The 21,670-nt window shown below is 53.1% G+C and carries 20 protein-coding genes; 9 read left to right on the forward strand and 11 right to left on the reverse strand.

Annotated elements, in window-relative coordinates; genetic code table 11:
- Window positions 1–30 precede the first annotated feature (30 nt).
- From ACMHXI_RS17930 to panP, 5 genes are all read left to right on the forward strand, one after another.
- Entirely contained in the window at window positions 31–654 is a 624-nt protein-coding gene (locus ACMHXI_RS17930; protein WP_186297180.1) for a uracil-DNA glycosylase family protein, read from the forward strand.
- 215 nt (window positions 655–869) lie between these two features.
- Window positions 870–2,018: a sugar diacid recognition domain-containing protein gene (locus tag ACMHXI_RS17935; protein ID WP_413735690.1), complete on the forward strand. Its 1,149-nt coding sequence runs from the start codon at window positions 870–872 to the stop codon at window positions 2,016–2,018.
- Between the two features lie 155 nt (window positions 2,019–2,173).
- Window positions 2,174–3,532, forward strand: a complete 1,359-nt coding sequence (locus tag ACMHXI_RS17940) for a GntP family permease (RefSeq protein WP_025886739.1) — start codon at window positions 2,174–2,176, stop codon at window positions 3,530–3,532.
- A 54-nt stretch (window positions 3,533–3,586) separates the two neighbouring features.
- On the forward strand, window positions 3,587–4,747 hold the full coding sequence (locus tag ACMHXI_RS17945) for a glycerate kinase (RefSeq protein ID WP_025886738.1): 1,161 nt from the start codon (window positions 3,587–3,589) through the stop codon (window positions 4,745–4,747).
- A 140-nt stretch (window positions 4,748–4,887) separates the two neighbouring features.
- The gene (gene panP / locus ACMHXI_RS17950; RefSeq protein ID WP_413735682.1) at window positions 4,888–6,534 is read left to right on the forward strand and encodes a pyridoxal-dependent aspartate 1-decarboxylase PanP; all 1,647 of its coding nucleotides are present in this window, start codon (window positions 4,888–4,890) and stop codon (window positions 6,532–6,534) included.
- A gap of 4 nt (window positions 6,535–6,538) precedes the next feature.
- Here the strand turns inward: panP and ACMHXI_RS17955 are convergent, their stop codons facing one another.
- The 8 genes from ACMHXI_RS17955 to ACMHXI_RS17990 all read right to left on the reverse strand — a co-directional run bounded on the left by ACMHXI_RS17955 (window position 6,539) and on the right by ACMHXI_RS17990 (window position 14,548).
- On the reverse strand, window positions 6,539–7,591 hold the full coding sequence (locus ACMHXI_RS17955; RefSeq protein ID WP_413735684.1) for a hypothetical protein: 1,053 nt from the start codon (window positions 7,589–7,591) through the stop codon (window positions 6,539–6,541).
- Between the two features lie 135 nt (window positions 7,592–7,726).
- Window positions 7,727–8,818, reverse strand: coding sequence for a hypothetical protein (locus ACMHXI_RS17960; RefSeq protein ID WP_144133819.1), 1,092 nt, complete (start codon window positions 8,816–8,818; stop codon window positions 7,727–7,729).
- A 2-nt stretch (window positions 8,819–8,820) separates the two neighbouring features.
- Window positions 8,821–10,620 (reverse strand): hypothetical protein, encoded by a 1,800-nt coding sequence (locus ACMHXI_RS17965; protein WP_208184611.1) that lies wholly within the window; start codon window positions 10,618–10,620, stop codon window positions 8,821–8,823.
- The gene (locus ACMHXI_RS17970; RefSeq protein ID WP_208167437.1) at window positions 10,610–10,966 is read right to left on the reverse strand and encodes a hypothetical protein; all 357 of its coding nucleotides are present in this window, start codon (window positions 10,964–10,966) and stop codon (window positions 10,610–10,612) included. The genes ACMHXI_RS17965 and ACMHXI_RS17970 overlap by 11 nt, the downstream gene beginning before the upstream one ends.
- A gap of 10 nt (window positions 10,967–10,976) precedes the next feature.
- Complete coding sequence (locus ACMHXI_RS17975; protein WP_025012114.1) at window positions 10,977–11,267, reverse strand: PAAR domain-containing protein; 291 nt, start codon at window positions 11,265–11,267, stop codon at window positions 10,977–10,979.
- A gap of 1 nt (window position 11,268) precedes the next feature.
- On the reverse strand, window positions 11,269–11,796 hold the full coding sequence (locus tag ACMHXI_RS17980; RefSeq protein ID WP_096141320.1) for a DUF4123 domain-containing protein: 528 nt from the start codon (window positions 11,794–11,796) through the stop codon (window positions 11,269–11,271).
- A 4-nt stretch (window positions 11,797–11,800) separates the two neighbouring features.
- Window positions 11,801–13,873, reverse strand: a complete 2,073-nt coding sequence (locus tag ACMHXI_RS17985) for a type VI secretion system Vgr family protein (protein WP_054744722.1) — start codon at window positions 13,871–13,873, stop codon at window positions 11,801–11,803.
- A 156-nt stretch (window positions 13,874–14,029) separates the two neighbouring features.
- The gene (locus ACMHXI_RS17990) at window positions 14,030–14,548 is read right to left on the reverse strand and encodes an Hcp family type VI secretion system effector (protein WP_025009852.1); all 519 of its coding nucleotides are present in this window, start codon (window positions 14,546–14,548) and stop codon (window positions 14,030–14,032) included.
- 667 nt (window positions 14,549–15,215) lie between these two features.
- Here ACMHXI_RS17990 and ACMHXI_RS17995 point away from each other — a divergent pair.
- From ACMHXI_RS17995 to ACMHXI_RS18010, 4 genes are all read left to right on the forward strand, one after another.
- Window positions 15,216–15,680: a hypothetical protein gene (locus ACMHXI_RS17995; RefSeq protein ID WP_071238843.1), complete on the forward strand. Its 465-nt coding sequence runs from the start codon at window positions 15,216–15,218 to the stop codon at window positions 15,678–15,680.
- Between the two features lie 397 nt (window positions 15,681–16,077).
- On the forward strand, window positions 16,078–16,962 hold the full coding sequence (locus ACMHXI_RS18000; RefSeq protein WP_107353355.1) for an AraC family transcriptional regulator: 885 nt from the start codon (window positions 16,078–16,080) through the stop codon (window positions 16,960–16,962).
- Window positions 16,959–17,729 carry an AzlC family ABC transporter permease gene (locus ACMHXI_RS18005; RefSeq protein WP_243880085.1) on the forward strand — a complete coding sequence of 257 codons (771 nt, stop codon included), beginning with the start codon at window positions 16,959–16,961 and terminating at the stop codon, window positions 17,727–17,729. The genes ACMHXI_RS18000 and ACMHXI_RS18005 overlap by 4 nt, the downstream gene beginning before the upstream one ends.
- On the forward strand, window positions 17,726–18,028 hold the full coding sequence (locus ACMHXI_RS18010; RefSeq protein ID WP_025886690.1) for an AzlD domain-containing protein: 303 nt from the start codon (window positions 17,726–17,728) through the stop codon (window positions 18,026–18,028). The genes ACMHXI_RS18005 and ACMHXI_RS18010 overlap by 4 nt, the downstream gene beginning before the upstream one ends.
- A 4-nt stretch (window positions 18,029–18,032) precedes the next feature.
- Here ACMHXI_RS18010 and ACMHXI_RS18015 read toward each other — a convergent pair whose 3' ends face one another.
- From ACMHXI_RS18015 to ACMHXI_RS18025, 3 genes are all read right to left on the reverse strand, one after another.
- A complete protein-coding gene (locus ACMHXI_RS18015; protein ID WP_208184603.1) occupies window positions 18,033–19,400 on the reverse strand; it encodes an MFS transporter in 1,368 nt (455 codons plus the stop codon).
- Window positions 19,401–19,488: 88 nt separating this feature from the next.
- Window positions 19,489–20,676, reverse strand: coding sequence for an N-acetylglucosamine-6-phosphate deacetylase (nagA, locus tag ACMHXI_RS18020; protein ID WP_243891862.1), 1,188 nt, complete (start codon window positions 20,674–20,676; stop codon window positions 19,489–19,491).
- Complete coding sequence (locus ACMHXI_RS18025) at window positions 20,660–21,667, reverse strand: ROK family protein (protein WP_025886687.1); 1,008 nt, start codon at window positions 21,665–21,667, stop codon at window positions 20,660–20,662. The genes nagA and ACMHXI_RS18025 overlap by 17 nt, the downstream gene beginning before the upstream one ends.
- Window positions 21,668–21,670: the final 3 nt, after the last annotated feature.

The following is a 21,670-nucleotide window of genomic DNA, read 5'->3' on the forward strand; positions in this document are numbered from 1 at the left end:
GGGTCTGATATCCATCAAAAACCAGGAAATATGATGAAAACTGCCGCTCTGCCCAGTGATTTTCCGCTACTCGATGAGGTGCGAGCCTGCACCCTGTGCCGGGATAAACTACCGTTACCGCCCAAGCCGATACTGCAGGCCCACCCTGACGCCAGGATTTTAATCGCGGGGCAAGCGCCCGGCAGGATAACCCATGAGCGTGGCCTGCCCTTTGACGATGCCAGCGGCGACCGGCTAAGGCAGTGGCTGGGGGTGAGCCGCGAACAGTTTTATGACCCCAGGCGGTTTGCCGTCATTCCCATGGGATTTTGCTATCCGGGAACGGTTGAAAAACAGGGTCGCAAACAGGGCGATATGCCGCCGCGGCCAGAATGCTCAGCTACCTGGCACCCAAGGCTTTTTGCCGCCTTGCCCAATATTGAGCTGACACTGATCCTCGGCAAATACGCCATGGCCTGGCACCTCAAGGGCAGCCCGCTGGCCAAAGCGTCCGTCGGTACCGCCGTGGCAGAAGCTGACTCGCTGTGGCCGACAAAACTGGTGCTGCCTCACCCGAGTCCGCGTAATCGCCTCTGGTTTAAACAGCACCCCGAATTTGAGCAAAACCTGTTACCCAGGCTCAGGCAGAGAGTCGCCGAGTTATTAGCACATTAGGGTCTGTTGACCCTTGAAGATGTTTTTTGCAGCGTTTGTCGTTTTTTATACCAAACAACGACAAATGCTACCCAAAGGCTCGGCTAGACGCGCTTTACTCTTTGTTGCAAGGTATTTATCTAGGCCCCTAGGTTGCATACCTTGCGTCGCGATTAAAATGCGTCTAGTACGAGCAAAATTCAACCATGAAAGGTCAACAGACCCTAGAGGCTCGCATGTATTTTCTCGACGCCGCGACCGCGCAGCAGATAGTGGATCGCACCATGAATATCATCGACCACAATATCAATGTGATGAACAGTCAAGGGGTGATCCTCGGCTCCGGCGACAAGCAGCGGCTCAACAGTGTCCATGAGGGCGCCCTTTTGGCCATAGCCCAAAACCGTACCGTAGTGATAGATGAAGGCAGTCGCCACAGCCTGCACGGCGTCAAACCCGGGATCAACCTGCCGCTGCACTACCACGGCAAGATAATCGGCGTTGTCGGCATTACCGGTAATCCGGCAGAGCTGCTGCACTATGGCGAGCTATTGAAAATGACCGCCGAAATGATGGTCGAGCAAGCCAACTCTCTCGAGCTGGATCTCTGGCATAAACGCCAGCGGGAAGAATTTATTCTGCAACTGCTGAAACGGGACAATTATAGCGAAAGCGATTTTTGTGCCTGGGCCGCCCAGCTGCAGATAGATCTGCAAAAACCCAGAGTTGCTGCCGTGATAGAGCTCGCCAAAGGCGAAAGCAAGGCCACAGATCTCAAGGAGATCCAACGCTTGCTCGAGTATCCCCAAAGGGACAACCTGGTGGCCATGACCGCCATGGATCAGTTGGTGATCCTCAAACCCGCCTTTCTCGATGGTCGCAGTTGGGATCCGGCGCTTGAGGATCTGCGAATCGAGAAACTGCTTGCCCGTTTGCCGGCCGACACCCAGGGCCGGCTCAAAATCGCGCTGGGGCATTTCTTCCCCGGTGAAGGCGGTATTAGGCGCTCATTTCATACCGCGCTGGAAACCCTGAGATTGGGAAAGAAACGGGCGCCGGAAAAGACCAAATACCTCTATCAGGATCACGCGCTGGCGGTATTGCTGGCCGGACTGGTCGATAGCTGGCGCGGTCAGGAGCTGGCAGCACCTTTTCGCAGACTGCAGCAGCATGACAAAAAGGGCCTGCTGACCCGCACTCTCAGCGCCTATCTGCAACACTTCGGCGACCAACAACAGTGTGCCAAGGCCCTGTTTATTCATCGTAATACCCTGAGATACCGCCTGGAGCGTATCAGTGAAATCACCGGCATAGAGCTGCAAAGCCTGGATGGATTGCTGCAACTCTACCTGGGAGAAGTCCTCAGCCGCCTGGAACACAAATAATTGTGCACACGCACAAAAAACTACCCTCTTTCAGGGGGGAATTCCGTATTTTCCCCTAAAGCCATCACGGCGCGGCAACTGGGATAATAATCGCCAGCCCGCCTTCGCGCCGGCGCCCCAACCCTACACAAATAACGACCCAATAAGGGACACTTATGAGCCTGGTACTAGTACTATTGGCGGTGATCATCTTTATTGTCATCGCCACCTCAACATTTAAACTACACCCTTTCTTGACGCTGCTGCTGGCGTCATTTATCGCCGCCTTCGGATTCGGCCTGCCCGCCGGGGAAATCGCCAAAACCATCAGTGGTGGTTTTGGAGGTATTCTTGGTTACATAGGGCTGGTGATAGTCCTGGGAACTATCATAGGCACGGTGCTGGAAAAGAGCGGCGCGGCCATCACCATGGCCGATGTGGTCATCAAGGTGCTCGGACAGCGTTTCCCGACCCTGACCATGTCCATCATAGGTTATATCGTTTCCATCCCGGTGTTTTGTGACTCGGGCTTTGTGATCCTCAACAGCCTGAAACAGTCTCTGGCCAATAGAATGCAGGTTTCCAGCGTTGCCATGAGCGTTGCCCTGGCCACCGGCCTCTATGCTACCCACACCTTTGTGCCGCCCACTCCCGGCCCGATTGCCGCCGCCGGTAACCTGCAACTGGAAGCCAGTCTGGGGCTGGTGATTGCAGTAGGTATTCTGGTTTCTGCCGTTGCCGCCTTCGCCGGTTTACTCTGGGCCAACCGCTTTATGAACACTGAGCCGGATGGCGAAGGCGCCGAAGAGCTCAAGGCTTCTGCCGAAGAGTTTGAAACACTCAAGGCTGCTTATGGCAAACTGCCAAGCCCCTTGGCGGCGTTCTCACCTATTTTTGTTCCTATTTTGCTGATCTGCCTTGGCTCTATCGCCGCCTTCCCCTCCAAGCCCATGGGTGAAGGCATGCTGTTCAGCCTGTTCCATTTCCTCGGCCAACCGCTCAATGCCTTGATGATAGGCCTGGGGCTGTCACTCTTGCTGCTCAAGGGCGACAACAAGGTCAAAGAGTTTTCCGATCGTATCTCACAGGGCCTGGCTGTTGCCGCCCCCATACTGCTGATCACCGGGGCCGGCGGCGCTTTTGGCGCTGTGATCAAAGCCACGCCTATCGGTGACTTTATCGGTACTTCACTGTCGGCTCTGGGTATAGGTATCTTTATGCCCTTCCTAGTGGCAGCGGCACTGAAGTCGGCTCAAGGCTCCTCCACTGTAGCGCTGGTAGCCACTTCGGCTCTGGTGGCCCCCATGTTGGGTGATATCGGCCTTGGCAGCGAAATGGGCCGGGTGCTGACCGTCATGGCCATAGGCGCCGGTGCCATGACAGTGTCCCACGCCAACGACAGCTTCTTCTGGGTGGTTACTCAGTTTAGCCGTATGAGCGTAGCCCAGGCCTACCGAGCTCAGACCATGGCGACCCTAATTCAGGGGATCACCGCCATCATCTTCGTCTGGCTGCTTAGCCTGGTTCTGCTCTAAACTCTTCCCTTGCTGCTGCCGGTTTCACCGGCAGCCCGTTGTACAGGAAATCAGATGAAAATAGTGATAGCACCGGATTCCTTCAAGGAAAGCCTGAGCGCTCTCGAAGTGGCCAATGAAATTGAAGCGGGCTTTAAACTCAGGCTGCCGGATGCCGAGTACCTCAAAGTGCCGGTGGCCGACGGCGGTGAAGGCACAGTGCAATCTATGGTCGATGCGACCAACGGTCACCTGGTCGAGCTTGAAGTCTGTGGCCCACTCGGACAAGCTGTGAAGGCCCATTACGGTATTCTGGGTACAGAAGGCACTCATGGCGCCAGAACTGCAGTTATCGAAATGGCGGCCGCCTCCGGGCTGCATCATGTCAGCCCGGCGCTTCGCAATCCAAGGCTCACCACAAGTTACGGCACCGGCGAGCTGATTATCGATGCCATAGAGCGTGGCATTCGCCACTTCATCATCGGCCTTGGCGGCAGTGCCACCAATGATGGCGGCGCCGGTATGGCCAAGGCGCTGGGCGCTAAACTATTGGATAGTGCCGGGCTGGAGATAGGCCCGGGCGGGGCGGCGCTCGCGGCCTTGGCAACACTGGACTGCAGCCAACTGCATCCGGCGCTAACTGACTGCCATTTTGAAGTGGCCTGTGATGTGGACAACCCTTTATGTGGCGAGCGCGGCGCTTCGGCGGTATTCGGGCCGCAAAAGGGAGCCACTGAGGAAATGGTCACCGAACTTGATGCCGCCCTTGGCCACTTTGCCGATATCCTGGTTCAGAGCGGCTTTGAAGATAAGCGCCTGCAAAGTGGTGCCGGCGCCGCCGGTGGCATGGGACTTGGGGTGATGGCATTTCTGGGCGCCGAGCTGCGCCCCGGTATCGACATAGTCATGCAGGCTGTGGGGCTGGATGCCAAACTCGAAGGCGCCGCATTGGTTATCACCGGCGAGGGACGCATTGATGGACAAACCATCTATGGCAAGACACCCATGGGAGTTTTGCGCCTGGCAAAGGCGCGCAACATTCCCGTGATTGGTATTGCCGGCTGTCTGGGCGCGGGTTCAGAGCTGGTGCTGGAGCAGGGAATGAGCGCCATTTTTGATATCATTCCCTCGGCCTGCAACTTGCCCAAGGCGCTGGCCGAAGCCAGAGCCAATCTGCAGCGCACCTCCAGCAATATCGCCGCGCTGCTGGCTCTGCAACTGAATAACGCCAATTGATTTTTCGCGGGCCAACCTCTTTGGCCCGCTGCTTTTTCGCTTCAGTTTCAACTTGTCTGACCGCAATCCTTGCAGTAAAGTGAGCTGCCATTTCAAGACCTGTGCAGACACAGGCAGATACAGTGTGAGACCAAAGCCCAATGACCGCCAGCAAACAACGCCAGGCCACCGCCTCAGAAAACTCTCTGATGCGTATCTTTACCGTGCCCGAAGCACCGGAATCGACCCTGAGCCGCATAGAGCAGGCATTGTCTCAAGATCTCGCCGGTTTCCTGACCCAAAATATTGCCGCGCTGGAAAAGCCCCTGAGTGAAATCGAAAAGGATTTCCAGGCCTTTGAAATCCCGCGTCAACCCAGATTTGTTTCTGACTACACTGAAGAGATGATGCAGAATTTGGTGGCGCATTCAGTACACACCGCCGCCCCCAGCTTTATCGGCCATATGACATCGGCGCTGCCCTACTTCGTGTTGCCCTTGTCGAAAATGATGGTGGGCCTGAATCAGAATCTGGTCAAAATCGAAACCTCCAAGGCCTTCACTCCCCTGGAGCGGCAGGTGCTGGGGATGATGCATCACCTCATTTATGGCCAAACCACCGACTTCTACCACCAGTGGATGCACAGCGCCAATCATGCTCTGGGAGCCTTCTGCTCCGGCGGCACTGTGGCCAATATCACAGCCCTATGGATTGCCCGCAACCAACTGCTCAAGGCTAACGGTGAATTTCGCGGTATCAACCGCGAAGGCTTAGGCGCGGCGCTCTGCCACTACGGTTGGAAGGGCCTGGCGATACTGGTGTCCGAGCGCGGCCATTACTCCCTGGGCAAAGCCGCCGATCTGTTGGGCATTGGCCGGGATAACATAGTTTCAATCGCGACCGATGCCAACAATAAGGTCGATATCGACGCCATGCGCGAGGCGGCCACCAAGCTGGCCCGGCAGGGCATCCGAGTCATGGCGATTATCGGCGTTGCCGGCACCACAGAAACCGGTAACATAGATCCTCTACCTGAGCTGGCCGAGTTGGCAACCGAGCTCAATTGCCACTTTCATGTTGATGCCGCTTGGGGCGGAGCCAGCTTGTTATCCAGCAAATATCGCCATCTGCTCAAAGGGATAGAACTGGCAGACTCAGTGACCATAGATGCCCATAAACAGATGTATGTCCCTATGGGGGCCGGTATGGTGCTGTTCAAACAGCCTGAACTGGCCCGGGCAATTGTGCATCATGCCGAATATATTTTGCGTAAAGGTTCCAAGGATTTGGGCAGCCAGACTCTGGAAGGTTCCCGTCCCGGAATGGCCATGCTGGTGCATGCCTGCATGCAGATAATCGGCAAGGAAGGCTATGAAATACTGATCAATAATTCGCTGGAAAAGGCCCGCTTCTTTGCCGGCTTGATTGAGCAACACAGCGAATTTGAACTGGTGAGTGCGCCCGAGTTGTGCCTGCTCACCTACCGTTGGTGCCCCTCTTGGGCACAAACTGCTCTGAATCGGCAATTGGCACAGGGCAATCTTGAAAAGGTCAAAGAGATCAATGGCATTCTTGATGACCTCACTCGTGCCATTCAGAAAAAACAACGTGAACAAGGCAAGTCTTTTGTGTCCCGTACCCGGATCCAACCCGCCCGATATCACAGAGAAACCGTGACTGTATTCCGGGTGGTACTGGCCAACCCGCTGACCACAGACACCATACTGGCAGATGTATTAAACGAACAAACTGAGCTGGCAGCTTCTGAAACCGGGCTACTGCAGGTGCTAAAGCAAGCCTGCAACTAAACATTTATTGAGGGCGATGCTGAGTCACGCCCTGCATGCCGTTTTCCCGCACCCGCACGCTTTTGAGCAGCCCCACTATCATATCGGTGGCATTCAAGGGCGCCATTGCAGGAAAGTCCTTGATCTCTATCTTGCCGCTGATCTCCATATGGGCGTAACGGACACTGTTGATTTTGCTGTCGGTGCTGACCCAGGTAAACTCCCGCTGGGTATCCGAGTATTTACCATCACTGATAAACAGCCGCCCTTCCCGCCCAGCCACCTTGGTCTTGCTGCTGGCAAAAAAGGCCATCATACCGCTGTGGCGGCTGAGCTCCTCTTTCAAGCCCTTTTCCTCGCCTTTGCCATACACGTTTACGATGATCTCAAACAGTGAATCCTTTCCGTTAAAAAACTCCGCCTGATAGTTTTCGTGATAAGAGCCTTCCTTATACGCGCTCGTTGGATAAGGCCCTGAAGGGGTAATCGGTGGCTGGGAATTGGCGATCAAGATATTTCTTTGCAAACAGACGCCCGCCTGTTTATGCGGCCAGGGCTGATATTCAATCTTCTCTATCGCCTGACGCATCCATTGCAGCCGCTGCTGCAATATCTCATCCACATTGGGGGCGTTACGGGCTATAAACTCATTAGCGCGGCCATCAATGCTGATGCCTATCTGTTGCTCCGGAAAATCCTTAAAGAAAAAAGCTGCAAAGTAATGTTCTGCGTCCGGTTCTTGCATTAGCCTTCTTCTGTCTTTGTAGTAAACAACCGTCTTCAGCTCAGGTTCCAGTTCTTTTATAACGTATTTGGTTGGATAGTATTTTGTCGTTTCCTTACTACGCAACTCCTCCACGTAAGCCAGCCATTGCTCAAGCCTGTGTTCACCGGTTATCACCCCTTTCTTTTCCGCCTTATCATCCTGATGATAGATATTGATAAAAAACTGCGGCTGACCATAACCCGAGGTGAGCAGTTGCATCTCTTGGGGTAACTCAAACTCAAACCGACCTACACAGTGCTTGGTAAACACCATACCGGCCGGTCTTGGCGGTATCTCCTTGGCGTACGTCAAAAGGGGAAAAACTGCACAAACCAGGCAGCAGAACCACAGCTTTTGCCGCAGTGAACTTAAGGACTTCAGGCATGCTCTTATCAAAGGTTTCTCCCTTTCGCTCCTATCAAGAGTTCCAACCTTTCATTCTTATAGCTAGTCCTTCACTCCGACCATGCCGTTTTCTCTAACCCGCACGCCTTTGAGCAGCCCCACTATCATATCGGTGGCATTCAAGGGAGCCATCTGCGGAAAGTCCTTGATCTCTATCTTGCCGCTGATCTCCATATGGGCGTAACGAACACTGTTGACCTTGCTGTCGGTACTGATCCAACGAAACTCCCGCTGGGTATCCGAGTATTTGCCATCACTGATAAACAGCCGCCCTTCCCGCCCGGCCACCTTGGTCTTGCTGCTGGCGAAAAAGGCCATCATACCGCTGTGGCGGCTCAGTTCTTCTTTCAGCGCCTTGCCCTGATCTTTGCCATACACGTTCACCAGGATCTCAAACAGTGAGTCTTTACCGTTATAAAACTCCATCCCATAATTCTCATGGTAAGAACCCTCAGCATTTTTCAACGGCTGGGAATTGGCGATTAAGATATTTCTCGGCAAACAGACGCCCGCCTGTTTATGCGGCCAGGGCTGATATTCAATCTTATCTATCGCCTGACGCATCCATTGCAGCCGCTGCTGCAATATCTCATCCACATTGGGCGCATTACGGGCTATAAACTTATCCGCTCGCCCATCAATGCTGATCCCCACCTGCTGCTCCGGAAAATCCTTGAAGAAAAAGCTAGAGAAATCATGCTTAGCATTAGGATCATTCATTAAAACTCTGGAATCTTCGTTATAAACTAATGTCTTAAGTTCAGGTTCCAGGTCTCTAATCACATACTTGGTAGGCCCATATTTCGCAGCCTTACTATGCAACTCCTCCACATAAGCCAGCCATTGCTCAAGCCTGTGTTCACCGGTTATCACCCCTTTCTTTTCCGCCTTATCATCCTGATGATAGATATTGATAAAAAACTGCGGTTGACCATAACCCGAGGTGAGTAGTTGCATCGACTCCGGCAATTCCAGTTCAAAACGTCCCGCGCAGTGTTTGGTAAACACCATGCTCGCCGGTCCTTCCTGCATTTTTTCCGCTTGCGCCATCACAGCCTCTCCCTGCCAAAAACAAACTAATGCCAGACTGCCGAGCAGCCCACGTTTAATCCTCTTGCGATAACCATCAGCCATCTCTATCCCTTGAATTTCTGGTGAATATCCGGTAGCCAAGACTGAAGCACACCGACCATAAGCTCCCTGACATCGGGACAGTTAAAGAACCCTTGATGATCCTGGGTCGCCACCAAGCCGATAGTCTGCACCCCTTTGGGATACTTGCCCGCGCCTTCATGCACAGTACCATCGCCCTTGGCCGTCTCTTTGGCAAGCCTGAAGCTGGAACTTTGAGCCATAGGCGGCGTATGGGCATATTGATGGCCATGGCGGTTCTGTTCAACCCAAGCCTTTAACTTACGTTCATGCTCTGCCAGCTCACTGCGACTCAGCAGCTTGACTTCCCCCTTCACGAAGAGCCAGTCATGGTTTTCATCGCCTATGACTTGCCAGCGCTCCACAGCCGCCGTCTCCAGCCCCGGGGTCAAGCTGTTCTGCAATTGCCATTCACAGGTGTCAAACGCCTTGGTGTCCGGGTTATTGCTGTAGAGCAGTGTGGTCGTTGCGTGAAAGTTAGCCGCCAGTTGGTCATGAAATTTCTCACAATCAGTGATACGTTTTGTAAATGCTTTCTTATGTTCTATTAACTGCTCATCCGTTGATGTTCCCAGCTCAGGTGCCAACAAGGAAGGCTGTACCAGGCTGTACCAGGTATCGAAACGGCGGTAGAAATCATAAATGCCACTGCCATAACCTATCTGCAACAGTTCCCGTTTGGCGGCTTGTTTCGTTGGATCTTTATTGATAAACAGCCACTCCCCCTTGTTGGCCGCATCCACATAGAGCTTGTTGGGCATCAACTCCAGCCCGCCCTGACAAAAACCCAGTATTGCCGTGGTATCGGCGGCATTCTTACCCAATACTTGTTTGGCTACCTGACCGGCCAAACCACCACCAACTGCGCCGGAGCGAAATTGGTAATAAGTAGATGGGCTGCCATGGGTTGGCATAGCGCCATGGATAACCGCTTCGACTTGAGATTCCAGGCCGCTTAAGATAAAGCCGGCGCGAGAGGCGTATCCGCCCATGGAGTGACTGATGACCACAAACTTAATATCGTCCTTGGTCAGCCCCAGGTTATCGCCTTCTTTATCTTCCTTGAGTAACTGTGTCCTGAATTCCTCAAGTTTATCCTTGAGTCGCTCTCCGGCCGTTTTATTGCTGAGCATCCAGTTATAGCCCACGGCAAATACCGGGAATTGCAGCCCGGGATACAGGCGTTTGAATAACGGCTCCTTCGATTCGAGGTGTCGAAGCAGCGGGCCATAGCTGTCCCATAACACCTCGCCCCAACCTCGAGCCGTTTTCTGTTTCATCTGCGACTTGGGTACTGAGGTATAGACCCTGAAATACTTATCGGTACCTGGGTCCACCTTCAATAAGTCATCCTTCCGATTGACGATCGGCTCTCCTTGATATTTAGTGTTGTCATCCACCAATAGGGCTTTACGCTGCATTGGGCCGGCAAAAAAAAGATCTTTGATTCGAGGCACGGCCGCTGCTTTAGTTCTAACCTTACGACCGGTTTCAGCTATTCCCCGGCCAACCTCCTTGACCGATATCCAGCGGCGAGTAAACCATTTGCCTATCCCCTCGAAGAAACCATCATCATCGTCCGCCTGTGCCGCAGCAAGCTCGGCTTCACGTTCGGCCTTCAGCTCCATGGCGGTACTGCTGGGACCATCAAACATTGCTCCGGCAGCAGGATCCCATACTGAGTCGCCACTCTTTTTGTTCATCAAGCGGGTGCCCATAATACCGGGGACGAACACCAGCGCCACAATACCCTTGCGGCATTTACAATCGGCGTTACAACTCATAACCAGACTCCTTAACGGTCGCTTGCCGCTCTTTGGCCCACTGCAACAAGATAGCCGCTCGTCCTGAAGGCAAGCCGGTCTTGGTCACTATGGCACTCACTTCCGGGTCATCGAGTGACACTTGTGCCAAAAACAAGGCCTCGGCCACCAAGCGCAGATGACTCAGCTCGGTGAATCCATATTGATAAGCCTGACTGACTTGCTGCTCGAGCCAGTCATAGCATGCTTGCCCATCTGTTGGTGGACTTTCCAGTGATAACAGGTGACGTGCGAGGGCATGGATCTGGTTTCGCCTTTGCCAGTTTGGCATCGCATCCATGATTTCCTGACTCAATTCCCAGCTCATTCGCTTCTCCTTAAGACACTGTCAAGGCAGCATCTCCCTGAATGACTTTGCCACCATGGGCCGTGGACGCACCCTGCAATACCACGGCAATGCCATTGACCGTCAAACTCGGATGTCCCTGAACCAGGGTATCTGGCCCGCCAACCTGGCAGTCACACTTGTGCCCGGTTAAGGCCACAGGAATACCATTGACCGTCAGAGCACTTTCTCCCTGGTTTATCGGTCCACCAACATGAGGGGTATTGCCGCTGAACATAGGGCAAATATGTTGATGTCCTTTCAATGCAACCGGAGTACCCATATTAATCCTCCTTAATCGATATCGCCTGGCAGCCGTATCCGTCCGGCTCCCTTTGCCAATTCAGCCAATGGCTATTGAAACGAAAGGGGTTAAGCGATGCATAGAGCACTGACCCCAAAGGCTCAAGAAATGCATCCCTTCTGGCCTGCGTTTCTTCGGTTAAATAGTGATGTAAGACCCTGGGGTCGTAGAAACGAAAACGAGTAGTTTCACCATCAGGCTTGACGGCATACAACCTTTGCCCCAGTGCTTCTTTCAGTGGCTGCAGGGCTAGCTCACTCTTGCACCACAGCGCGCTGTGACCATGGGTGTCTTTCTCCAGCATCAGTTTTATCAGCTCGTCCTGTCCCGCAAGATGGAGTAACCAAGGGCCGTTATCCACCAATGCCTGATCCCTGTAATCAAACAGGCTATGACACTCGGCTCCGGCCCCTTTGGCAAACCACAAGGGCTCTGGGCATAGCGCTGCATCCAAGACCAAGTAGTTGGGCCCAAACGCCTTGAGGCTATTTTCCTTCACCATAGTCATACTGTTATTCTCCGCAATCGGGACAAAGATCGACTATCGGGTTGCCCTCTTCTGCGGCACTCTTCAGTGTCGCCAATTGGGGCTTGGCCCCGGTTGTCACAGCCACTGGCCCCTTGAGCTTGATATTGGGAGCTTCGAGAGTGATCCCGCCGGAATCTATAAGTATCTTGCCTCCTGGCCCCTGAATAGTGACTTTCTCCGAGCCATTAAGGGTGAGCGACTTGGTGTGCACCAGTACACTTTCACCGGCTTCCAATAACACCTTTCCCTCAACCTTCTGGGTGTAATGGCCGCCCACTTCCAAATCGTGATTGGCTCTGGAGTACTCGTGACGACGATCCATGACTTCGAGGCGATAATGACGCTTGATCAGGGTTTGCCTGTCTCTGGTCACTTCCAGCTTTTGATCCTGACCAATCAATGCCTGCTGATCTCGACCTATTTCCAGAAACTCATCCTGCCCCACGTTCAGGCGCTGATCCCGTCCTATGTGCTTCTCTCTATCGTTACCCACCTGATAGTGCTGGTCGTGGTTGATTTCCAGCTTATGATCTTTCTGGGCATGCAAATAGATGAGCTGATTTTCGGCGGCATCTTCAAAACTCAACTCATTGAATCCCGGCCCCTTGTGGGTTTGGGTCTTGAGCACGGTTTTGGTTTTGTTAGTCGGCAATACATAGGGCACAGGGTTGGCAGCATGGTATGTGCGACCGGTAATGATAGGTTGGTCCGGATCGCCTTCAAGAAAAGAGACTATGACCTCATGACCAATGCGTGGAACCGCCATAAAACCGTACTGACCACCGGCCCACCCCTGGCTGACACGAACCCAACAGCTGCTGTGCTCATCGGCCCGGCCATATCTGTCCCAGGGAAACTGCACCTTGACCCGGCCAAATTCATCACAAAAGATCTCTTCATTATCCGGCCCCACGACAATAGCCATGTGTGGCCCTGTCACCAAGGGTTTGGTGGCCGGAAGCGGTAACCAGGGAAGGTGCCCTTCAATTGCCAATAACTGGTTTTGATACTGAGTCGGGGTGCTACTGTTCCCCTCCTCTGCCGCTGCGCCCTGTATTCCGCAGTGTTTTACCCCCACAAGCAACCAATCACGGTTAAACGCCGCATCTGGATGTTCGCCCAAGTTGAACTTGATACCGGCGCCGGCATCAGCAATATCGGACATTGCCGATGCCATTTGGGTTTCATTCCGTAACGCCTGCAATCTGGCGCGGGTGAAAAGCTCTCCCTGAGCGTCATCCTTGTAACGCCCAGGATAATCATAGTGCTCATAAAGCACTTCAGATCCCGCTTGCTGGAAGTCGAGCTGATTGGCAATATCATCCTGTAAAAAGCTATAAGCGGGCTTTTTGAAGCTGTAATCCTTGAGTTCGGCCTTGGCACTCGCCAGTTGCTTGGCGTAACTGAAGCTGCAGACAAAAGGCACTTCGCTGTCGCCGCCGCTCAAGGCGTTATAGGGGAATAGTTGTTTGGCCGCTGGCAGCTTGCTGGTGGCATCACAGAAAATCAGCGTATGTTTGTCGTCACTGAATTCGAAATACCAGAACACCCCGGCCTCAGCCGCAAGACGGGTGATAAAGTCAAAGTCCGACTCCCGATACTGAACACAGTATTCGCGCTTTTCCGACTCGTAGCGTGCATCCCAACTGAAGGCATAATCACTGATACCCATTTCATCAAGCAGGGTGCTGAAAATCTGTTTGAGGGACTTTTCCTGAAAGATACGGCTGTTTTGTCTCAGCCGCAGCCGCGCCATGGCAGGTTCCATGGTCAGCTTGTATTGGGTCTGTTTATGGCCTGAGTCTTCCTTGGCAAAGCGACTGACTATGCCGTGAAAACTCCTGACTCGAACACCGTCCTGCCAAATACTCAAGACGCCATTCTTATCGACTATCTGCTCGGCAGTAATATCATCCCTGCGGCTCAGTAATATCAACTCTCCCTTGAAGGGCGAGGACAACTGCTCATCAAAATCAAACGACAGCAGGTTGAAACTATCGTCCGCCTCCGCTTCTGCCTTGAAATGAAACCGCAAACCACTGCCAAGATAAAACATAGCCGGTATCCTTGTTCGAGTTCGTCCTGACTCTAATCCGATAGAATCACTCTTTTAATGTCATCGAAAACCTATTTGCAAAACCTTTACATCAGATAACAAGAGGCGCCCGGCTATCAGCCGGAATACCTCTTAGAAAAACAGTTGCTGAATGAATTATGCTTCGATGGGCTTGCGCCAATCGTCAGCACCAGAGGTTCCGGCGCTGACGTGATCCCAGTCTATCTTGCGATAAGCCATGGACACTTCAACCAGCTGAGTAAAGTCAGCCTTATTGGGATCCTGGCAGTGAGGCATATTGCAGTTGATATCTATGATAGTGGCGCCTTCCAGCTTGGTGGTGAAGAAGTGCTCTTGCTTACCTTCGATAGAAGTGCGGTACCACTTGAGCTCAACCTTGGTCAGTTTCTCACCGGAAGATAGTGAGTTGTACATCAAGGGAACGGCTTTGTTCAGCGCGACGGTGAACTTGAACGGCTTGTGCACACGCTGACCGGAAGGCATGCCGGACTGAGGGTCGGTTGGCACAGTCACAATGTGGTTGAACTCTTGAACCAGCATCTCGTCTTCATGGCCTTCCACAAAGATGTCACCGACCGATTCCGCAGTAAAGGCGCCGGCAGTGAGGTTGCCCTGAGTTTGGCCTTCGATAGAGATATAACATGGTGTTGGCATGATAAATTCCTTTTTAAAATTCACTGAGGTTTGGATTAACCTTCCTAGCTAAGGCAACCTTCGTGCCAAAATTTAATCAATTGATTTCGTTACTGTTTAAAAAATAGCCTAATTGACTGGGCAAAAAATTGCCCGAACTTGAGCAAAAAATTGCCCGGCGGGCAAGAAATTGCCCAATCAGTCAGGCATACCTTAAAAACTTATTTTTTGCTGCTTTATGGCGGCTAAGATTGACCGTCGCAATCCCTCACTTACCGGCACGGGTATGTGTACAGAATATCCAGCGCAAGGTCACAGGTTAATATGCCGGATAATATCCGAAATAGAGAGCCCGGCAGAGGAATCATGATGAACGCCATAGACATAGGCCTGACCTTGGTGAGCCTTGAACACTGGAGCCTCACCTGCCTCATGGCAACTCAATAGTATGTGTATCAAGTCAATCATATTTGTTGTGTTACTTCTCTGTCTCGGCCAGTTGATAAGTTAGATGGAAGTAGGAGATTGGACATTTTCATGAACCAAGATTTGATAATCAGCGGGCTTTGGCTATCTAATTCATCATCATAACCCCTGCAACTGCCGTGCTAAACTGCCGATTCGCATTGACATTTAGCGAGAAATATAATTTCATACCAACAGTCCATCCAATTGTTTTTAAAGAAAAATGATAGAAGTAAAATGTTTTACGTTTTTTGCCACACAGAAGTTACGCGCATCGGATATAACAAAAATAGTGGAGGATAAACATTACCCAATCATAGAAATTGACGGTTTAGAGCTATCTCCAAGCATAAGACTCACATGTACCAACCCTAATATAAACGAGTTTGATGCTGATGATATGTTAGGAGGATTCTTTTCGGATCTATTCGACTCTATAAATAATGAAATAATAGAAGAGAATGGCAATGTAATTATAAAATCCATTTTTGTCCTACAATTCGATGTTGATTGTCCTATATCACTACATGGCGACGAAATAACCTACAAAGAAGGAGAAAGAGATTACTCATATAAAGTATCACCTTCTTTCTGTAGAACAGACTTTCCACCATTGACCGATTCGATAGAGATTAAATCAGAAAAGAAACTCACAATAGAAGAAGTAGTTAAAGAATTGATAATGTAATGAATGGGTTGATGCGCTTATTACCGGGTAAAGACATCTGCAATGAGGTCGCCTTGAGTTTGAGCATCGATTATAGGTACAAGTTAGAGTTGGTTTGATAAATTTCTTCTTAAAATTTACTGGGGTTTGGATTAACCTTTCTATCTGAAGCAAGCTTTACGCAAAATTTAATCAATTGATTTGGTTACAGTTTAAAACTTGGTCTAACTGTGTGGCCCCCTTTTCACTCAATCATACCTTAACACCTATTCTTGTTGCTTCATGGCGGCCAGGATTGGCCGTACAATCCCCGGGGAGTCTTAGCTAATCAACCACTCGCCTGCGTGCAAAAATATCCAAAACAACGCCAGGTAAACTGGTTAATATGCAGGATAGAGAGACTGACAGGGGAATAAAGATGGCCGAAAGCGCCAATGCACAGCAAAGCAAATCGCTGCGCCACAAGTCCCGCAGGCAAGGGCGGGAACGGGCGACTTATCGTCTGGCCGAAGAACTTGGCGGCCTGGAAACTCTCAGTGCCAGCTATCATCAGCAGAACTTTGGCCGCCACAGTCATGAAGGCTTCACCTTGGGAATCATAGACAGTGGTGCCCAGCGGTTTTTCCGAAGTGGCGGAGATCATGTTGCCCCCAAACACAGCATCATTCTGGTGAATGCAGATGAGGTGCATAACGGCCGTTCGGCAACAGAAAATGGCTGGTCGTATCGGGCACTTTACCCTACCCCTGAGCAGTTTGCCGAACTGGCACTGTGCAGCAAGCAACAGGTGCCCTGGTTTGCCGAGCCCGTGGTACAGGACCCTCTATTGGCGCACCTGATAGCCATCACCCATGAAGCGCTCAACTATTCGAGTAATCGCCTGCAAAGGGAAAGCCTCTTGTACGAAACCCTCAGCCTGTTGATGCTGCGTCACGGTCGGCTGAAGCCCGCTGCAACTGTCCAGGCAGGCCCCCTGCTGAATAGGGCCAGGCAGTTTCTGGAAGACAGTTGCAGCAGTAACATCTCGCTCCAGGAACTGGCCAATCTGGTACAGCTGCCGCCTTTTGTGTTACTCAGGCAGTTCAAGGCACAATTTGGTTTAACCCCGCACCAATACCAGACTCAGGCAAGATTAATTCTGGCGCGAAAGTTGTTGCGGCTGGGCGCTTCCCCCATACAGGTGGCACAGGACTCAGGATTTTGCGATCAAAGCCATTTGAACCGTCAATTCAAACGGGCATTCGGCACCACTCCGGGCCAATTTGTTCAAACAGAAAAATCATCAAGATGGAGTCAAGATTGACCATTCACAATCAGCAATCATCATGCGTTCAGGAACTTAACCGGGGCCGCGAATTTTTACGGGGTACCCTGGCGGTAATGCCGCTGACTTTAGCTGTTATCCCCTGGGGAATATTGGCCGGCTCGCTGGCACTGGAAACCGGCCTCAGCGCCTTAGAGAGTCAAGCCATGAGCCTGTTTGTTTTCGCAGGCTCGGCGCAATTGGTCGCCCTCGGAATGATAAAGGCAGGTTCAGGCCTACTGGCCATTTTGGTTACCACGGCATTGATCACCTCGCGTCATCTGCTGTATGCCATGGCGATGCGTCCAGCCATCAGCCCCTTGCCACTGCGCTGGCGCTTGACACTGGGTTTTCTGCTCACGGATGAACTCTTTGCGGTGGCCAATCAAAGCAAGGAAAGTACCCTTAGGCCCTGGTACGCCCTGGGAGCTGGTTTGAGTTTTTATCTTGGCTGGAATCTGGCAACCCTGGCCGGAATTCTTGCCGGCAGTTCTATGGATAATCTCGGCTCTCTGGGACTGGATTTTGCCATCGCAGCCACCTTTATCGCTTTGGTGGTGCCGAGGATAGTCAATGTTGCCACCGCCTTATGTGTGCTCACGGCCATGTTGCTGAGCGTCCTGTGTGAAGCACTGGCTATCCCGGGAGGTCTGCTGATCGCCGCCGTAACCGCCATGGCTGTGGGGTATATCTATCAAAGCCTCTTGGGCAGCAGTCCAGTTAAACCGGTTGAGACAACACAAGATAAAGGCGAGGAGCAGGCATGATTTGGTTAACCATACTGACCATGGCGCTGTTGGTGATACTCAGCCGTTATGTACTGCTTGAGCCCGGGCTGCCGATACGGCTTGGCAAGAAAACCCAGGCTTTCCTTGGCTTTTCGGCGCCGGCGGTATTAAGCGCCATCTTCGCCCCCATAGTGTTTCTGCGAGACGGCGAGTTGCAACTGAGCCTGAGCAATCCCTACCTCAGCTGTGCCCTGCTGGCTGCCTTACTTGCACTGCTGACCCGCAACACCCTGCTGACCACTATCGTCAGCATGGCGGTATTTTTCTGGATCTACTGAGGTCTCAGTCAATCACGGCTTTGGTGGCGGCCGCTCCCGACCAGGCCCGCAGCTTGTGGCCGGCAACGGCGTAATAAAGGATCATCCCATAGCAGGGAAGGAGGATCCCGTAGGCGCTTTGATGAGGCACACCCTGATGCACCAAGGCGCCATAGAGCAATGGCAGCAAGGCGCCACCGGCTATGCCCATGATGAGCAGTGCCGAGGCCACAGCAGTCAGGCGGCCGAGCCCCTCCAGCGCCAGCGGCCAGACAGCGGGCCAGACCAAGGCGTTGGCAAAGCCGAGTAGCGCAAGGTAAAGCAAGGGATCCGGCAGCGGCATTATCCCCAAAGGTTCGAGCAAGAGACTCGACAGCCGCATGCTGGTTTCATCTCCAAGCATGATCCCCAAAGTAAACACCAACCCAGCCAGCGCCGAGCCCACCAAGGCGCTGCGCTGACTCATTACTCTTGGGATCAAGAGTATGCCGAGCAAATAGCCCAGCACCATAAATCCCATGGTGTAGGAGGTTAGAATGCCAAATTCGGCCACTTTAAGATGCTGGCCATAGAGGCCTATGCTGTCACCGGCAATCACTTCGGCACCTATATACATAAAGAGAGTCAGTGCCCCGAGAATAGCCTGGGGATAGGCCAGAATGGCGCGCCAATCCGTTCTCGGTACCAAGCTGTCACAGCTTTTGGCCTGGCTGTCCTGTTCAAGTTGGAGTTCGGGCAGAGGCGAAAATCGCACATACAGCAGCAACAGAGCCAAGACAACCGCCATCGCCAGGTAAGGCTGTACCAAGCGGGCAGACAGTTGCTCCAATGCCGCAGTGCGCTCAAGCTCACTGAGCTGTGCCAACGCTTCAGGCGTAAAGGCATCCATACCTGTCAGCACCCAGGCACTGAACACCAAAGGAACAATAAAACCGGCGCCCTTGTTGACCACGCCCATACAGCTGATCCGCATGGCGGCGCTTTCTCGCGGACCAATGCAAACAATGTATGGATTGGCCGCGGTTTGCAGTATGGTAAGGCCGGTTCCCAGAACAAACAACGCCAGTAAAAACAGGCCAAAGGTGTGGCTCAGCGCCGCAGGGATAAACAGCAGTGCGCCACTCGCCATTACCCCAAGGCCAATCTGTAGCCCGGCACGGTAACCGAAACGGGTCAACAGCCCGGACATGGGCAAGGCCATCACGAAGTAAGCGATATAGAATACAAGGGCCACAAGATAAGCTTGCAGCTCATTGAGTTCACAGGCGATTTTCAGAAAAGGGATCAGTGCACCATTGAGCCAGGTTACGAAGCCGAATACAAAAAAGAGTATTCCAATCAGCACCATGGGCAGTAAAGTGCCGCCTCCTCTATTCAGGGTGTTATTGTCCATTGTCGGCATCTCCTGTTGTTATTGTTATTCTCTGTCAATGATTATCCAGCTGCTGCCAAGGACAGATGTCCCTTGAAGCTACTTATTTTCAAACGCTTTTGCTGCGAACTTCGGCGCCCGCTGCAAGCCTGCCGCCTTGCCAGCGCTTTGACTGATACAGGGCATCGTCAAGCAGCAGCAAGTCAGCCCGCATACCTTCGGCCAACATGCCTCTGTCATTCAGCCCGGCAAAAGCGGCTGGAGTACTGCTGGCCATGGCAACGGCCTGCTCCAGCGGGATCCCCAGCACCTTGACGGCATAGCGAACTGCCGTTGTCATCTCCAATACTGAGCCGGCCAAAGAGCCGTTGAGATCCCTGAGCTCAGTACCGCGGCGCACAACTTTACCGCCGAAAAATGCAAACTCCTGCTCTTCAGAACCCACAGGCGACATGGCATCAGTCACCAGCATCAAACGTCGACTCCCCTTGGCACGCCAGGCGAGAGTGGCGCTGACCGGGTGCAGATGATGACCGTCGAGAATAATGCCGCAAAATGCCCTTGGGTCACTGAGCGCCGTTCCCACCATGCCAGGGGCACGCGACTCCAGCTGTGACATGCCGTTATAAAGATGGGTAAAGCCGCTGGCTCCGGCATCCAACGCCGCTATCACGGTTTCGGCGTTGGCATTGGAATGCCCCAACGACACTCTGACACCGAGCGCCACCAGGCGGCGAACATCTTCAGGCCCTACCCTCTCGGGAGCCAGAGTCACCACACAAACACCCAGTTGGGACACAGCCTCGGCGTAGAGCGCCAACTCAATATCGCCAAGCTCCCTTAAGCGAGCTTCACTGTGGCAACCCTTACGCTCCTGTGACAGATGCGGCCCCTCAAAATGGATCCCGGCTATGCCGTCAAGACCGACGTCCCTGGCGCTGATGGCCGCCGCAAGTGCCGCTTGCATTACCCTGATATCGTCGCTGATAAGCGTCGGCAACATGCTGGTGGTGCCGAAACGGCCATGGGCGTCCAACATCAGCTTAAGTGTCTCAACGCAGGGCTTCCGGTTGAACATGCGGCCACCACCACCGTTGACCTGAGTGTCGACAAAACCGGGAACCAGAAGACCTGCATAGTGAGTTGCCGCCTCACCTTCCTTGGGCGCCTTGGCAATGGTATGAATACGGCCATCGACTATCCGCAGCCAAACCTCACTACTGCGGCTCATTTGCGGCCCGAGCAGGGCACCATCGGCACCAATCCAGAACGGGGCCTTGTCAGTGTTGCTGTTCATGCCAGCCTCCGGTCAACAGGGTATCCATATCCGCTACCTGCTCGTTGGCGCTCACGCTATTGCTCTGTTCCACTCTAGTCGCCAGCGCCTTTCCCAGCATGGCGGCGCCGCGAACACCACTGGCGGCGCCGAATTGAGCGGCGCAAAACTCGGGTAACTGCACCCCATTGAACATATGCCTGGCGGTAGCCTGCGGCAGCGCCGCCAAAATTTCCGGCACTTCGCTCAAGCCGCCACCGAAGACAAAGATATCCGGATCCAGACTGAGGATCTGCCCGGCCAACACACTGCCCAGGGCATCCAGATAAGCATCGAAACTGCGTTTGGCTATGGCATCACCGGCACGCAGCGCCGCCAGCCAAGCGTATGTATCACCCTCGCCGCCAAACGCCCGGTAGATACGACCAAGGCCTGTGCCCGAGACATAGGTTTCGGCGCAGCCTTTGAGGCCACAGCCGCAATCGTAAAGCGGCAAGCCATGGCGCAGCAGCACGCTGGCCGCCATGCCCTGATGGCCGAACTCACCGGCCAGACAGTGGGCGCCGGTGATAAGCCGCCCTTCGATACAGATCCCGCCGCCAAGCCCGGTACCGAGTATGAGCCCAAGAACTCTGGCATGATCTTTCCCGGCTCCCAGCAAGGCTTCGGACAGGGCGAAACAACGGCAATCATTGCCAAGAGCCACAGGACGCGACAACAAGGCGCCTAAATCTTCGGCCACTTTACGCTGATTGAGGCAAGGCACATTGCTGGAGACCACGGTGCCATCGGCGCGGATCACCCCGGGCAGGGCTATCCCCACAGTGCCCGGGATGCCGGACTCGGCCGGCCAACGCCTGTCGGCCTCGCTTATCTGCAAGGCGAGTGAGGCCAGAAAGCTCTGATAATCGTCACCCTGAGTCGCGATGCGCCATTTATCCAACAAACGCAATTGTGGACTGAACACCGCCAGTTCTATCTTGGTACCACCGATATCCACACCGTAGTACATGGC

The sequence above is a fragment of the Shewanella sp. BJSY2023SW005 genome (genome assembly GCF_047314585.1).
GTDB classification, from domain to species: domain Bacteria; phylum Pseudomonadota; class Gammaproteobacteria; order Enterobacterales; family Shewanellaceae; genus Shewanella; species Shewanella algae.

Coding starts and splice junctions, on each gene's coding strand:
- ACMHXI_RS17930 (WP_186297180.1), top strand. CDS start 31: ATGATGAAAACTGCCGCTCTGCCCAGTGATTTTCCGCTACTCGATGAG.
- ACMHXI_RS17935 (WP_413735690.1), top strand. CDS start 870: ATGTATTTTCTCGACGCCGCGACCGCGCAGCAGATAGTGGATCGCACC.
- ACMHXI_RS17940 (WP_025886739.1), top strand. CDS start 2,174: ATGAGCCTGGTACTAGTACTATTGGCGGTGATCATCTTTATTGTCATC.
- ACMHXI_RS17945 (WP_025886738.1), top strand. CDS start 3,587: ATGAAAATAGTGATAGCACCGGATTCCTTCAAGGAAAGCCTGAGCGCT.
- panP (WP_413735682.1), top strand. CDS start 4,888: ATGACCGCCAGCAAACAACGCCAGGCCACCGCCTCAGAAAACTCTCTG.
- ACMHXI_RS17960 (WP_144133819.1), bottom strand. CDS start 8,818: ATGGCTGATGGTTATCGCAAGAGGATTAAACGTGGGCTGCTCGGCAGT.
- ACMHXI_RS17965 (WP_208184611.1), bottom strand. CDS start 10,620: ATGAGTTGTAACGCCGATTGTAAATGCCGCAAGGGTATTGTGGCGCTG.
- ACMHXI_RS17970 (WP_208167437.1), bottom strand. CDS start 10,966: ATGAGCTGGGAATTGAGTCAGGAAATCATGGATGCGATGCCAAACTGG.
- ACMHXI_RS17975 (WP_025012114.1), bottom strand. CDS start 11,267: ATGGGTACTCCGGTTGCATTGAAAGGACATCAACATATTTGCCCTATG.
- ACMHXI_RS17980 (WP_096141320.1), bottom strand. CDS start 11,796: ATGACTATGGTGAAGGAAAATAGCCTCAAGGCGTTTGGGCCCAACTAC.
- ACMHXI_RS17985 (WP_054744722.1), bottom strand. CDS start 13,873: ATGTTTTATCTTGGCAGTGGTTTGCGGTTTCATTTCAAGGCAGAAGCG.
- ACMHXI_RS17990 (WP_025009852.1), bottom strand. CDS start 14,548: ATGCCAACACCATGTTATATCTCTATCGAAGGCCAAACTCAGGGCAAC.
- ACMHXI_RS17995 (WP_071238843.1), top strand. CDS start 15,216: ATGATAGAAGTAAAATGTTTTACGTTTTTTGCCACACAGAAGTTACGC.
- ACMHXI_RS18000 (WP_107353355.1), top strand. CDS start 16,078: ATGGCCGAAAGCGCCAATGCACAGCAAAGCAAATCGCTGCGCCACAAG.
- ACMHXI_RS18010 (WP_025886690.1), top strand. CDS start 17,726: ATGATTTGGTTAACCATACTGACCATGGCGCTGTTGGTGATACTCAGC.
- ACMHXI_RS18015 (WP_208184603.1), bottom strand. CDS start 19,400: ATGGACAATAACACCCTGAATAGAGGAGGCGGCACTTTACTGCCCATG.
- nagA (WP_243891862.1), bottom strand. CDS start 20,676: ATGAACAGCAACACTGACAAGGCCCCGTTCTGGATTGGTGCCGATGGT.
- ACMHXI_RS18025 (WP_025886687.1), bottom strand. CDS start 21,667: ATGTACTACGGTGTGGATATCGGTGGTACCAAGATAGAACTGGCGGTG.